Annotated in this window: 13 protein-coding genes; 8 read left to right on the top strand and 5 right to left on the bottom strand. The window is 72.3% G+C overall.

Annotation, left to right across the window (positions count from 1 at the left end):
- Positions 1-32 precede the first annotated feature (32 nt).
- Entirely contained in the window at positions 33-782 is a 750-nt protein-coding gene (locus DFJ67_RS21865; protein WP_116076534.1) for a 2-phosphosulfolactate phosphatase, read from the top strand.
- On the opposite strand, the gene def is transcribed toward DFJ67_RS21865, so the two are convergent.
- Positions 748-1263: a peptide deformylase gene (gene def, locus DFJ67_RS21870; protein WP_116069692.1), complete on the bottom strand. Its 516-nt coding sequence runs from the start codon at positions 1261-1263 to the stop codon at positions 748-750. The genes DFJ67_RS21865 and def overlap by 35 nt on opposite strands.
- Before the next feature lie 65 nt (positions 1264-1328).
- Here def and DFJ67_RS21875 point away from each other — a divergent pair, with 65 nt between their 5' ends.
- Positions 1329-1829: a winged helix-turn-helix domain-containing protein gene (locus tag DFJ67_RS21875; protein WP_203783993.1), complete on the top strand. Its 501-nt coding sequence runs from the start codon at positions 1329-1331 to the stop codon at positions 1827-1829.
- Between the two features lie 590 nt (positions 1830-2419).
- On the opposite strand, the gene DFJ67_RS21880 is transcribed toward DFJ67_RS21875, so the two are convergent.
- Entirely contained in the window at positions 2420-2908 is a 489-nt protein-coding gene (locus DFJ67_RS21880) for an NUDIX domain-containing protein (RefSeq protein ID WP_116069694.1), read from the bottom strand.
- Between the two features lie 87 nt (positions 2909-2995).
- Here DFJ67_RS21880 and DFJ67_RS21885 point away from each other — a divergent pair, with 87 nt between their 5' ends.
- Positions 2996-3790, top strand: coding sequence for an SMP-30/gluconolactonase/LRE family protein (locus DFJ67_RS21885; RefSeq protein ID WP_116069695.1), 795 nt, complete (start codon positions 2996-2998; stop codon positions 3788-3790).
- Here DFJ67_RS21885 and pdxR read toward each other — a convergent pair.
- Positions 3787-5124, bottom strand: a complete 1338-nt coding sequence (pdxR, locus tag DFJ67_RS21890; protein WP_116069696.1) for a MocR-like pyridoxine biosynthesis transcription factor PdxR — start codon at positions 5122-5124, stop codon at positions 3787-3789. The two genes, DFJ67_RS21885 and pdxR, sit on opposite strands and share 4 nt — an antisense overlap.
- 74 nt (positions 5125-5198) lie before the next feature.
- On the opposite strand from pdxR, the gene DFJ67_RS21895 reads away from it, so the two are divergent.
- The 4 genes from DFJ67_RS21895 (at position 5199) to DFJ67_RS21910 (ending at position 8181) form a co-directional block, all read left to right on the top strand.
- A complete protein-coding gene (locus DFJ67_RS21895) occupies positions 5199-5648 on the top strand; it encodes a carboxymuconolactone decarboxylase family protein (RefSeq protein ID WP_116069697.1) in 450 nt (149 codons plus the stop codon).
- The gene (locus DFJ67_RS21900) at positions 5645-6394 is read left to right on the top strand and encodes an isocitrate lyase/PEP mutase family protein (RefSeq protein WP_116069698.1); all 750 of its coding nucleotides are present in this window, start codon (positions 5645-5647) and stop codon (positions 6392-6394) included. Before DFJ67_RS21895 ends, DFJ67_RS21900 begins: the two co-directional genes overlap by 4 nt.
- 16 nt (positions 6395-6410) lie before the next feature.
- On the top strand, positions 6411-6923 hold the full coding sequence (locus DFJ67_RS21905) for a DinB family protein (protein ID WP_239097434.1): 513 nt from the start codon (positions 6411-6413) through the stop codon (positions 6921-6923).
- A 67-nt stretch (positions 6924-6990) separates the two neighbouring features.
- The gene (locus DFJ67_RS21910; protein WP_116069700.1) at positions 6991-8181 is read left to right on the top strand and encodes an endonuclease/exonuclease/phosphatase family protein; all 1191 of its coding nucleotides are present in this window, start codon (positions 6991-6993) and stop codon (positions 8179-8181) included.
- A gap of 46 nt (positions 8182-8227) precedes the next feature.
- Here DFJ67_RS21910 and DFJ67_RS21915 read toward each other — a convergent pair whose 3' ends face one another.
- Complete coding sequence (locus DFJ67_RS21915; protein WP_116076536.1) at positions 8228-9142, bottom strand: sulfite exporter TauE/SafE family protein; 915 nt, start codon at positions 9140-9142, stop codon at positions 8228-8230.
- A gap of 106 nt (positions 9143-9248) precedes the next feature.
- Here DFJ67_RS21915 and DFJ67_RS21920 point away from each other — a divergent pair, with 106 nt between their 5' ends.
- A complete protein-coding gene (locus DFJ67_RS21920; RefSeq protein WP_116069701.1) occupies positions 9249-11120 on the top strand; it encodes a propionyl-CoA synthetase in 1872 nt (623 codons plus the stop codon).
- Here the strand turns inward: DFJ67_RS21920 and DFJ67_RS21925 are convergent.
- Complete coding sequence (locus DFJ67_RS21925) at positions 11117-12430, bottom strand: NAD(P)/FAD-dependent oxidoreductase (protein WP_116069702.1); 1314 nt, start codon at positions 12428-12430, stop codon at positions 11117-11119. The genes DFJ67_RS21920 and DFJ67_RS21925 overlap by 4 nt on opposite strands.
- Between the last annotated feature and the right edge of the window lie 212 nt (positions 12431-12642).

A 12642-nucleotide genomic window follows, 5' to 3' on the forward strand; every position in this document is an offset into this window, starting at 1 on the left:
CCGGCGGGCCGCAACCGTGCGACCCTGCCCCCATGGAGGCGTGGCTACAACGTGGATTCGGCGTGCGCTTCGACTGGGGAATCGAGGGGGCGCGGAGGCTGGCGCCGGGTAGCGCGTGCGCCGTCGTCGTCGACGTGCTCTCGTTCACGACCTCGGTTTCGGTGCTCGTCGACGCCGGCACGCGGGTGCACCCGCGTGCCTGGCACGATACGGGTGTGGAGGGCGACATTCCGGTCGCGGTCGGGCGCCGGGCGACGACCGCCGAGCGGCCCTGGTCACTTTCGCCGGCCGCGTTACGCCGCGCGCCGCGTACACCGGAATTGGTTCTTCCTTCGCCCAACGGCTCGGCCATCGCGGCCGCGATCCAGGATCACTGCGGGCTCGTCGCCGGCAGCCTCCGCAACGCCGCGGCGGTCGGTGGGTGGTTGCGAGAAGCAGGAGTGGGTACGCCCGACCGTCCGCTCACCGTCATCGCGGCGGGGGAGCGGTGGCCGGACGACACGCTGCGCCCCGCGCTGGAGGACCTGCTCGGTGCCGGTGCGGTCATCCACGCCCTCGGCGCCGCCGCGCTCTCGCCGGAGGCCGCGACGGCCGCGCGCGCCTTCGAATCGTGCCCGGATGTGCTAGCGACCATTATGGACAGTGTCTCCGGTCGCGAGCTGATCGCGAGCGGCTTCCCCGACGACGTCGCGATCGCGCTGGAACTCGACGCCTCGCACGCGGTGCCGGTGTTGCGCGACGGCGCGTTCAGCGCAGCAGCCCGCGGATCGGGTGTGGACTGAGCCGCACCCGGATGTCGCGCATCGCCGTGCGCCGGGTGGCCGGGTCGAGCCGGTCGAGGAACAGCACGCCGTCGAGATGGTCGGTCTCGTGTTGCAGGCAGCGGGCCAGTTCCTCGGTGCCGACCACCTGCGCCGGCCGCCCGTGCTCGTCGACACCGCGCGCGATCGTGTGCAGTCGCCGCCGCGTGTCGTAGTAGAGCCCCGGAATCGACAGGCAGCCCTCCGGTCCGAGTTGCTCCTCGTCGTCGGGGAACTCGAGCACCGGGTTGACCAGGTGGCCGCGCACGCCGTCGACGTCGAACACGAACACCCGCAGCGGCACGCCCACCTGTGGCCCGGCGAGCCCGGAGCCCCGCTGGTCGCGCAGCGTCTCGGTCAAGTCGCGCACCAGGGTGCGTAGCTCCTTGTCGAACTCGGTCACCGGGTCGGCGATGGTGGTCAACACGGGGTCGCCGAAGAGCCGCACCGGCCGGATCGTCACCGCTCGCTACCTCCTGTGCCAGTGACTTTGCAAAGCTTTGCAAATATGAGGGTACGATGCGAGGCGTGATCGGGCAAGAGACGGAGATGGCATTGCGGCACCCGCTTCGGGTGGCGCTGCTCGACCTGCTCGCCGGTGTCGACTCGGTGACCGCCAACGAGGCCGCCCGCCGGCTGGGGGAGAGCTCCGGGGCGTGCTCGTTCCACTTGCGGCAGTTGGAGCGCTACGGCTACGTCGAGCCGGTCGCCGGCGCGCACGGCCGGGCCCGGCCCTGGCGGCTGCGCCCCACCGCGGCGACGCCACCCGACTTCGGGCCGTTGGCCCGGGAGCTGGAAGACGAGGGCTACCACCGCTGGCTGGCCAGGCGTGGCACCGCACCGGAGCGCTGGCAGCGCGACGAGGCGTTCAGCGAGGTGCTGCACCTGACGCCGGCCGAGCTGGCGACGGTGGCGGCCGAGATCCGCGCGGTGCTGGCGCCCTACGCCCGGCGCAAGCCGCCGCGCGGCAGCGGGCCGGTCGGCGTGGTCGCCCGCGTCTTCCCCCTGCTTCCCGAGACCGACGCCTGATCAAGCTGGCGCCTGCCGCGTCGCCCTGTGCAGCGCGTCACCCAGCGCGCGCCACGTCGGCGCCAAGCACAGCGCATGTGTGCGCGGTGCTCGCGTGGCGCGGCGCATTGTGTGGCGCCGTGTTCCGCGTGCTGTGGTCCGCGTGGGGCGGTGCTGCGCGTGGGGCGGTGCTGCGCGTGGGGCGGTGGTCCGCGTGGGGCGGTGGTCCGCGTGGGGCGGTGGTCCGCGTGGGGCGGTGGTCCGCGTGGGGCGGTGGTCCGCGTGGGGCGGTGGTCCGCGTGGGGCGGTGGTCCGCGTGGCGCGGTGGTCCGCATGGCGCGGCGCCTGTGCGGCGGGGAGCTTGTGTGGCGCGGCGCGTGGCGCGGCGCTCCGCATGGCGCGGAGCTTGTGTGGCGCGGCGCGTGGCGCGGCGCTCCGCATGGCGCGGAGCTTGTGCGGCGTGGAGCTTGTTTCCCCGGTGCTCCGCATAGCACGGAGCTTGTGTGGCGCGGCGCTGCGCGTGGCGCGGTGCTCAGCGCGGCGCGACACGCCGCGCGGCGCGCGCCTGGGCGGCGATCTAGGTAAATGAATGTAGCTATAGCTACATTCATTTACCTAGATCTAGGCGGAGTCGGCGCGTAGCCGTCCTCGAGGTACAAAGGTCCGTCGGCCTCCAGCGCCGCCAGGACACGGCGGGCCAGCCGCGGCTTGAGTCGCCCGGCGAGCTCGGAAGGCGCGACCAGCGCGTAGGAAGACAACTCGTCGGCGGGCAGGACGATCCGCGCCAGGGCGGCCTCGTCGAGGGTGCCGCCGTCGAAGAGGAACATCAGCCCGCCGTCCCAGGGCGGCGCCGCGGCGACCCAGTCGACCGCCAACAACCGCCCCACCGGGAACGCGACACCCAACTCCTCGCGGATCTCCCGGCGGGCGGCGGTCAGCGGCGACTCGTCGGCCTCGGCAGCGCCGCCCGGCACCTCCCACCCCGGCTTATAGGTCGGCTTGGCCAGGAGCACCCGGCCGTCAGGGTCGCGGAACAGCACGCCCGCGGCGGCCCGCACCCGGGCCAGTCCGGCGATGTGTGCCGCCAGGTCGAAGGTCATGCCGAGATTCTTCCCCCGGTCATGTCGAGAATCCGGCGCCGGCCGCTACGTCCCAGGTGAAGGGTTGCGGATAACGAGGAGAGTGAGATGTCCGAGCTTCGTACGCTGGTGTCCGGTATCGCGATGGGCGAGTCACCCCGGTGGCGCGACGGCCAGCTGTATTTCTGTGACTGGGGTGCTGGCCAGATCGTCCGGGCCGGCCTCGACGGCACCAGCACCGTGCTGGCCGAGGTCGACGACCTGCCGATCTGCATCGACTGGCTGCCCGACGGCCGGCTGCTCGCCGTGTCCGGCCAGAAGGGGCAGCTGATCGAAATCGGCGACGGCGGCACGGTGCGGCAGCACGCCGTGCTCGGCGACGGCCGGTGGAACGAGATCGCCGTTGACCGGCACGGCAACGTGTTCGTCAACGACATCGGCTTCGACTTCCCGGGCGGCGAGTTCCGGCCGGGCCGGATCTGCGTGCTCACGCCGGGTGCCGACGCCCCGCGGGAGGTCGCCGACGGGCTCGCGTTCCCCAACGGGACCGCCGTGCGTGGCGACACGCTCATCGTGGCCGAGTCCTACGCCGGCCGGCTGACCGCGTTCGACATCGCGGCCGACGGCGGGCTGAGCAACCGGCGGGAGTTCGCCGCCGTCGAGGGCTCGGCGCCCGACGGCATCTGTGTCGACGCCGAGGGCGCGGTCTGGTTCGCCGACGTGCCCAACCAGCGCTGCGTCCGGGTCGCCGAGGGCGGCGAGATCCTGGCCATCGTCGACGCCGACCGGGGCTGTTTCTCCTGTGCCCTGGGCGGCCCCGACGACCGCACCTTGTTCATCACCGCCAACCGGTGGGGCGAGGGAGCCGCCAACGACGGCGTGGTCTACGCGACGCGGGTCTAGGCGGCGGACCGCAACGTGCGCGCCAGAACGTCGAGCGCGGCGGGATAGCTGGCCTCGCCGGGCGTGCCGTAGCCGACGATCACCCCTTGTGGATGGTCATCGTCGGCCGCGTGCCAGTGGCTGGCCAGGTCGCCCAGTGCGAGCCCGCGCCGGGCGGCCTCGGCCAGCACGTCGGCCTCGCGCGGGCCGCCGGGCGGCAGCGAGACCAGCGCGTGCAGGCCGGCCGCGATGCCGCCGACCGATGCGTCGCGCAGCCGGGCCAGCAGCAGGTCGCGGCGGGCGCGGTAGCGGGTGCGGGCGGCCCGCACGTGTCGGTCGTACGCGTGGCTGGTGATCATTTCGGCCAGGGTGAGCTGGCCGATCACCTCGGTGTGCACGTCGAGGTGTCGCTTGGCCTCGACCACCGGCTCGACCAGCCGCTCCGGCAGCACCACCCAACCCAGCCGCAGCCCGGGGCCGAGCGTCTTCGCCGCCGTGCCGACATAGGCCACGTGCTCCGGCGCCATCCCCTGCACCGCGCCGACCGGCTGCCGGTCGTAACGGAACTCGCCGTCGTAGTCGTCTTCGACCACCAGCGCGTCCCGGGCCCACGCCACGACCGCGCGGCGGCGCGACGGCTCCAGCGTGACACCGGTCGGAAACTGGTGTGCCGGCGTCAACACCACGGCGTCCACGGTGGACGAAAGCAGGGAAGTCCTTGCCCCGCGCGAGTCAACTGACAGCGGCACCACCCGGGCGTCGGCCCGGTGCACCACCGCGCGGTGGAACGGGAGGCCCGGGTCCTCCATCGCCACCACCGGGTGCAACCCGGCCAGCAACGACAGGGCCTGCACGTAGCCGGAGGTGACGACGATCCGGTCCGGGTGGGCGAGCACGCCGCGGGCCCGGCCGAGATACTCCGCCAGGGCCGCGCGCAACTCCGGCCGGCCGCGCGGGTCGCCGTAGTCGTAGACCGCGGCCGGCGAATGCGCCAGCGCCCGGCGGGTGGCCCGCAGCCAGGCCGCGGTCGGGAACGCGGCCACGTCGGGGCTTCCGGGGCGTAGGTCGAAGCGGGGCGCAGCCGTCGAAGTGCCCGCGGTGGGCGCCGGCGCCGCCGATGGGACCCGCGCCACCGTCGTGCCCGATCCGGTCCGTGCGGTCAGATAGCCCTCGGCGACCAGTTGGTCATAAGCGGCGGCGACCGTCCCCCTGGCCACGCCCAGCGAAGCCGCGAGCGTGCGGGTGGCCGGCAAGCGGCTGCCGGGCGCCAGCCGTCCCGACCGGATCGCTGACCGCACCGCGTGCTCCAGGCTCGTGCGGCGCGCGCCCGCCGGCAGGTCCAGGTGGAGATCCACGCCGAAATCGGCCCAATCAACTGCCACAGTATTGGACCTTAGCGCGAGGCCAATCGGCGCCTAACGTGGTGGGCATGACGACCTCCACGGTCCGCCTGGCGGCGGACAAGCTCGCACCGCACATGAACCGCGCCATGAACGCCTTCGACGCGGCCTCCCGCAAGACCAGCCTGGAAGACCCGCTGCTGGAACTGGTCCGGGCCCGCGCCTCGCAGCTCAACGGCTGCGCCTACTGCGTCGACACGCACACCGCCGACGCCCGCAAGGGTGGCGAGGCCGAGCGCCGCCTCTACGCGCTGCCGGTCTGGTCGCAGACGCCGTTCTTCACCGAGCGTGAGCGGGCGGCCCTGGCGCTCACCGAGGCGATGACCCGGCTCACCGACGGGCCGGTGCCCGACGCGGTCTTCGCCGCGGCGCAGGAGCAGTTCGACGAGACCGAGCTCGCCGAACTGGTCTGGTCGATCACCGTGATCAACGCGTGGAACCGGGTCGGCGTCACCACCCACGCCTGGCCCCTGTCGTGACGCGGCCGATCGACGACGCGCACACGTTGCGGGCCCTGCACCGGCCCGGAAACCCGCTGGTGCTCGCCAACGCCTGGGACGCGGCTTCGGCGCGGGCGGTGCAGGAGGCCGGCTTCGGCGCCGTCGCGACCACCAGCGCCGGCGTCGCGCTCAGCCTGGGCTACGCCGACAACGAGGCCACGCCGGTCGGCGAGATGCTCGACGCGGTTGCCCGGATCGTAGGCGCGGTCGACATCCCGGTCACGGCTGACATCGAGCGGGGGTACGGGCTGCCGCCCGCGCAACTCGTCGAGCGGCTCGTCGCCACCGGCGCGGTGGGGTGCAACCTGGAGGACTCCGACCCGCGTACCCGGGAAATGGTCGATGTGGATCGGCACGCCGATTTCCTGGCGGCGGTCCGCGCGGCGGCCGGCGCCGATCTGGTGGTCAACGCCCGGGTCGACGCCTTCATCCGCGGTGTCGACGACCCGCTGGCGACGGCGATCGAGCGGAGCCGGCGATTCCTGGCCGCCGGCGCTGACTGCGCCTACCCACTCGGCGCCACCGCGCGCGACGATATCGCCGCGCTGGTCGCGGTCGGCCCGATCAACGTGCTGTTCACCCGCGACACGCCCGCCCTCCCCGAGCTGGCCGCGCTCGGCGTGGCGCGGATCAGCTTCGGCGAGGGGATCCACGCGGCGCTCGCGGCCACCCATGCCCGGATGCTCGCGGCGATCGCGGCAGGGGGGTCGCCCTACGGGGCGTGAGCGTTACGGTTGCGGAGTGACCGACGTGCACGAGCCGCCCCGCGACCTCGCGGATCCGAAGACCCTGCTGCTCGACTATCTCGACTACTACCGGGTGGTCGTCGGGCGCAAGGTGGTCGGCCTCGCGCCGGCGGAGCTCGGGCGCAGTCACCTGCCCTCCGGCTGGACCCCGCTCGAGTTGCTCAAGCACCTCGTCTACATGGAGGAGCGCTGGGTCCGCTGGGGCTTCGCGGCCGAGCCGGTCCCGCACCCGTGGGGCGACCAGGATGACGACGGGCGCTGGCAGGTCCGTCCGGAAGAGACGGTCGACGCGCTGCTGGCCGCGATGGACCTGGCCGGCGCCCGCACCCGGGAGATCGCCTCCCGCGCGGCGCTCGACGACCCGGCCGCGGTGGGCGGGCGGTTCACGACGGCCGCCGAGTGCCCGACGCTGGGCTGGATCCTGTTCCACATCCTTCAGGAGTACGCCCGGCACGCCGGCCATTTAGACGTCGCGCGCGAGCTGATCGACGGCAGCGTCGGCGAATAGGACACCTTTCGGGTCCCGCGTCGGGCGGCCGACACCACCGTGCGCCCACCGGTCGTAGCCTGCGGGCGTGACCCTCCGGCTGGCGAGTTTCAACGTCGAAAACCTCTTCGCGCGCGCCAAAGCGCTCGACACCGACGAGCGCGAGGTGGGCGAGCCCGCCCTCGCCGCGTTCGAGAAGTTCAACCGGGTCGCGGCCCGGCCGGTCTATTCCGACCAGGACAAGGCCGACCTGATCGCGGCGCTGACCACCCTGCGGGTGCTGGTCGAGACGCCGCAGGGGCTGCGGCTCAACAAGAACCAGTTCGACGACGCGTGGGCGCTGCTCCGGGAGAACCGGGGCGACTTCCTCGCCGCGCCCGACAACGCGCCGCCGCGGATCGTGGCCAGCGGCCGGGGCGACTGGCTCGGCTGGGTCGAGCTGACCGTCGAGCCGGTCGACGAGACCTCGACCCGGATGACCGCCAAGGTGATCGAGGAGCTGGCGCCCGACATGCTCTGTGTGGTCGAGGCGGAAAACCGCCCGGCCCTGGCCCGCTTCAACGACGAGCTGCTCGGCGGCCGGTTCGCGCACTGCATGCTGGTCGACGGCAACGACCCCCGCGGCATCGACGTGGGGCTGTTCTGCACCGACAAGGTCAAGGTGCGCTGGGTGCGCAGCAACGTCGACACCCCCGACCCCAAGCGCAAGGGCAAGCGGCTGTTCAGCCGCGATTGCCCGGTCTACCAGCTCAAGCTGCCCGGCGGCGAAGACCTCTTCCTGCTGCTCAATCACCTCAAGAGCCAGTCGTTCAGCGGCGGCGACCCCGACCCGCTGCGCACCCGGCAGGCGCAGGAGGTGCGGGCGCTCTACGACGGCCTGCGGGCCGAGGGCGCCACGCTGGTCGCGGTGCTCGGCGACCTCAACAAAGGCCCCGACGGCGACCAGCATCCGACCCTGGAGGCGCTGCTCGGGCCGGGCACGCCGCTGGTCGACGCCTACGGGCACGCCAACTTCAAGCAGCTCTTCGGCGACAAAGACGTCCACCACGAGCGGCCGGGCAGCTTCCAGACCTGCTCGCTGAAGAACCGGCTCGACTACATCCTGCTGTCGCCCGAGCTGGCCGAACGCGTGGTCGACGGCGGCGTCTTCCGCAAGGGCCTGTGGGGCGGCCCAACCAACGTGAACCCGCCGAAGCAATGGTCGATCTTCCCGGAGATCAAGAAGGCCCGCCAGGGCGCTTCGGACCACGGCGCGGTGTGGGTCGACCTGGACCTCTAGAAGCGAAAAGCCCGGGCCGACACGGCCCGGGCTTCCCACACGTGGCTCAGACGCGGGCGGGCTCGACCTCAGCCTCCGCATCGACCGCTGCCGCGCGGGTGGCGGCCAGGTGCTGGCGCACCGAGTAGGCCACCGCGGCCGCCCAGCCCGCGTAGATGACCGCGTAGCAGGCCCAGCGCACGCCATCCGACGCGTCGATCCAGTCGCTGCGCAGCAGGGTGCGCACGTTGGTCAGGATGATCACGCCGCCGACCGCGGAGCCGAGCACCCGCGGCGGCACGTGCCGCACCAGCCAGGCGGCGATCGGTGCGGCGATCACGCCGCCGAGCAGCAGGGCGGCGACCCAGGCGAAGTTGATCTCCTCGGAGCCGATGCCGACGAAGAACCCGATGCTGGCCGCGATGGCGACCAGGAACTCGCTGGTGTCGATCGAGCCGATCGTCTTGCGCGGCTCGAGCCGCCCGCTGGCCAGGATCGCCGGGGTGCCGACCGGGCCCCAGCCACCGCCGCCGGTCGCGTCGACGAAGCCGGCGACCAGGCCCAGCGGGGTGAGGAAGCGCTTGCGCAGCGGCTTGCCGAGGTTGCCGGTCGGCAGGCCGGCCGCGGTGAACCGGATCAGGATGTAGAGCCCGAGCGCGAGCAGGATCAGCGACATCACCGGTGCGGCGGTCTCGGTGGACAGCCGGGACAGGAACGTCGCACCGGCGAAGGCGCCGATCGCGCCCGGGATGCCGATCTTGAGGACGACCTTCCAGTCGACGTTGCCGAACCGCCAGTGCGACGCGCCGGAGACCAGCGTGGTGCCGATCTCGGCCAGGTGGACGGTGGCCGACGCGGCCGCCGGGTTGGTGCCGATCGCGAGCAGCAGCGTCGTCGACGTGACGCCGTAGGCCATGCCCAGGCTGCCGTCGACGAGTTGGGCGCCGAGCCCGACCAGTGCCAGGAGGACCAGCTTGCGCATCGCGGTCACCATCCTTCCCTAGTTTGTTGGTAGAGAATATGTAAACGATCGGGATGGTGGCAAGACGCGTCCCACGAAACGCGCCCGGAGGGTCGATGATGGGTCGATGGGTGCCTACGCCGACGCATACCGGACGAGCCTCACCGACCCGAGCGCCTTCTGGGGCGCCGCCGCCCGCGAGCTCGAATGGTTCCGGCCGCCGGCCACCGTGCTCGACGACGGTGCGCCGCCGTTCTACCGCTGGTTCCCCGACGGCGTGCTCAACACCTGCTTCAACGCCGTCGACCGGCACGTCCGCGACGGGCGCGGCGAACAGGCCGCGATCGAATACGACAGCCCGGTCACCGACACCCGGTGCACCCTGACCTACCGGGAGTTGCGGGAGCAGACCGCGCGCTTCGCGGGCGTACTCCGGCATCTCGGTGTCAACAAGGGCGACCGCGTGGTGATCTACATGCCGATGGTGCCGGAGGCGGTCGTCGCCATGCTCGCCTGCGCCCGGCTGGGCGCCGTGCACTCGGTGGTGTTCGGCGGCTTCGCGCCCCGCGAGTTGGCCGCGCGGATCGACCACGCCCGGCCGACCGTGCTGGTCACCGCCTCCTGCGGCATCGAGGCCAAGCGGATCGTCGAATATCAGCCGATCGTCGAGCAGGCCCTGGCGCTGGCCGACCACCGCCCGCGCAGCGTGGTGCTGCTGCAACGGCCGCAGGCGCCGGCCACCCTGCGCGCCGGGCGCGACCTCGACTGGCACGACGCGCTCGGCGAGGCCGAAGAGGTCGACTGCGTGCCGGTCGCCGCGACCGACCCGCTCTACATCCTCTACACCTCCGGCACGACGGCCCGTCCGAAGGGCGTCGTGCGTGACAACGGCGGGCACGCGGTCGCGCTGCGCTGGAGCATGCGGCACGTCTACGACACCCACCCGGGCGAGACGATGTGGACCGCGTCAGACATCGGATGGGTCGTCGGACACTCCTACATCGTGTACGCGCCACTGCTCACCGGCTGCACCTCGGTGCTCTACGAGGGCAAGCCGGTCGGCACCCCCGACGCCGGCGCGTTCTGGCGGGTCGCCGCCGAGCACCGGGTCAAGACGATGTTCACCGCGCCGACCGCGTTCCGGGCGATCCGCCGTGACGACCCCACCGGCGCGCACCTCGACCGCTACGACCTGGGCGCGCTGCGCTACCTCTTCCTGGCGGGCGAGCGGCTCGACCCGGAGACCTACTCATGGGCCCGCGACCGGCTCGGCATCCCGGTGATCGACCACTGGTGGCAGACCGAGACCGGCTGGCCGATCGCCGCCAACCCGATGGGCCTCGAACCGCACGCGGCCCGTCCCGGCTCGGCCACAGTGCCGATGCCCGGCTACGACGTCCAGGTCGTCGACGAGGCCGGCCAGCCGACGACCGAAGGCCAGATCGTCATCAAGCTGCCGCTGCCACCCGGCACCCTGCCCACCCTCTGGCAGGACGACGAGCGTTACGTCGGCTCCTACCTGAGCGCCCATCCGGGCTACTACCTGACCGGAGACGGCGGCTATGTCGACGACGACGGCTACCTGTTCGTCATGGGCCGCACCGACGACGTGATCAACGTGGCCGGCCATCGGCTGTCCACCGGCGCGATCGAGCAGGTCCTGGCCGCGCACCCGGCCGTCGCCGAGTGCGCGGTGATCGGCGTGGCCGACGAGCTGAAGGGGCAGCTGCCGCGGGCGTTCGTGGTGCTCAAGGCCGGCACCGAGGTCGATCCCGGCACGCTCGACGCCGAGCTCAAGGCGCTCGTCCGGGAGCGGATCGGCGGCATCGCCGCGCTGAAACGGGTCGACGTCGTGGCCGGCCTGCCCAAGACCCGGTCCGGCAAGATCCTGCGCAAGACCATGCGCGGGATCGCCGCCGGCACCGACGAGCCGGTGCCCTCGACGATCGAAGACCCGTCGGTGCTCGACGCCCTGCGCCCGATTCTGGCGCGGGGTTAGCGGCGGGCCGGAGCAGGCTGGCGGACCGGCAGCTCGGGTGCCGCGTTGTTGAGCGGCACCTCGGGCCCGCGGATCAGGCCGAGCTGCACCGCCTGGCGGGGCAGGAACGCGTCGAGCAGCCAGTCGCCGACCACCCGGATCCGGTTGTTGGGCAGCGACAAAAGGTGGTAACCGCGGGTGGCGACCATCGCCGGGATGCCGGACAGGTGGATGCCGAGCGGGTTGGCGGTCGCCGCGAGCCCACCGAGGTCGACCACGAAGCCCAGGTCCTTGTGCCGGTAGGGCTTGCGCTTGCCGGTGCCGTATTCCGCGGCGATGTTGCGGGCCGCCTGCTTCCCGTGGCGCACCGCGTGCTGTGCGGTCATCGGCGTGGGCCGGCCCGGGTGCTCCGGGTCGGGCACGGCGGCCGCGTCGCCGACCGCGTAGACCCGCGGGTGGCCGGGCACGTTGAGGTATTCGTCGACCACGATCCGGCCGTGGTCGGTGGGCAGGCCGAGGTCTTCGACGACCGGGTCAGGTCGCACCCCGACGCACCAGACCAGCGTGCGGGTCGGGATATAACGACCATCCGTCAGGCGTACGCCGTCGAAGAGCGCCTCCTGCACCGAGGTGCCCAGCAGCACCTCGACGCCGCGCTCGCGGAGCACCCGGTCGGCGTCTTTCGACATCTCCTCGTCGAGCTCGGGCAGCACCCGTTTGGCCAGGTCGATCAGGATCCAGGTGGGCTTGATCGGCGCACCCTTCTGCTTGGCCAACTGGTCGGTGAACTGCACGCCGTGCGCCGCCACCTCGGTGCCGGTGTAGCCGGCGCCGACCACGACGAACGTGCAGCGGGCGGTGCACTCACCCGGGTCGGGCTCGACCAGCGCCATCTCGATCTGCCGGACCATGTGGTCGTGCAGGAAGAGCGCCTCGGGCACGCCCCGGAAGCCGTGCGCGTGGTCGGCCACGCCGGGGATCGGCAGCAGCTTGTTGACGCTGCCCAGCGCTATCACCAGCCGGTCGTAGGGGATGTGCCCGTCGCCGCCCTCCGGGTCGACGTAGTGGACCCGGTTCTGCTTGAGGTCGAGCGCGTTGGCCTCGCCGAGCACCAGCCGGACGCCGGGTAGCGCCGAGGTGAGCGAGACCGCGATCTGGCGCGGCTCGAGGATCCCGACCGCGACCTCCGGTAGGAGAGGCACGTAGAGCAGATAGTCGGTCGGGTTGATCAGCGTGATGTCTGCCCGGCCGCGCGCCAGGCGGGCCAGTTTGTGCGCTGTGTGGAACCCGGCGAAGCCGCCTCCGACGATGACCACCCTTGGACGAGCCATGTCATCCACGGTAGTGCCAGGTGGGGTGCCCGGCACCCAATGTGCCGGATTCGGCCCGACGTCCCTGGGGGCGGACACCTCCGATGTATCGCGACCTGGGAGGGAAGAACTCTCGGGACAGGCATCGACGTTCGGGGATTGACGCGCGAAGACATCCAATGTTAACTACACGTCACAGATGTGGGTCGATGCTTCACCGGCCCACCTCACCC

The organism is Asanoa ferruginea, from assembly GCF_003387075.1.
Lineage (GTDB): Bacteria > Actinomycetota > Actinomycetes > Mycobacteriales > Micromonosporaceae > Asanoa > Asanoa ferruginea.

Excerpts from the sequence above, each read along its gene's own strand:
- DFJ67_RS21895 (WP_116069697.1), top strand. The coding sequence starts at position 5,199 with ATGACGACCTCCACGGTCCGCCTGGCGGCGGACAAGCTCGCACCGCAC.
- DFJ67_RS21865 (WP_116076534.1), top strand. The coding sequence starts at position 33 with ATGGAGGCGTGGCTACAACGTGGATTCGGCGTGCGCTTCGACTGGGGA.
- DFJ67_RS21925 (WP_116069702.1), bottom strand. The coding sequence starts at position 12,430 with ATGGCTCGTCCAAGGGTGGTCATCGTCGGAGGCGGCTTCGCCGGGTTC.
- DFJ67_RS21915 (WP_116076536.1), bottom strand. The coding sequence starts at position 9,142 with ATGCGCAAGCTGGTCCTCCTGGCACTGGTCGGGCTCGGCGCCCAACTC.
- DFJ67_RS21885 (WP_116069695.1), top strand. The coding sequence starts at position 2,996 with ATGTCCGAGCTTCGTACGCTGGTGTCCGGTATCGCGATGGGCGAGTCA.
- DFJ67_RS21880 (WP_116069694.1), bottom strand. The coding sequence starts at position 2,908 with ATGACCTTCGACCTGGCGGCACACATCGCCGGACTGGCCCGGGTGCGG.
- DFJ67_RS21920 (WP_116069701.1), top strand. The coding sequence starts at position 9,249 with ATGGGTGCCTACGCCGACGCATACCGGACGAGCCTCACCGACCCGAGC.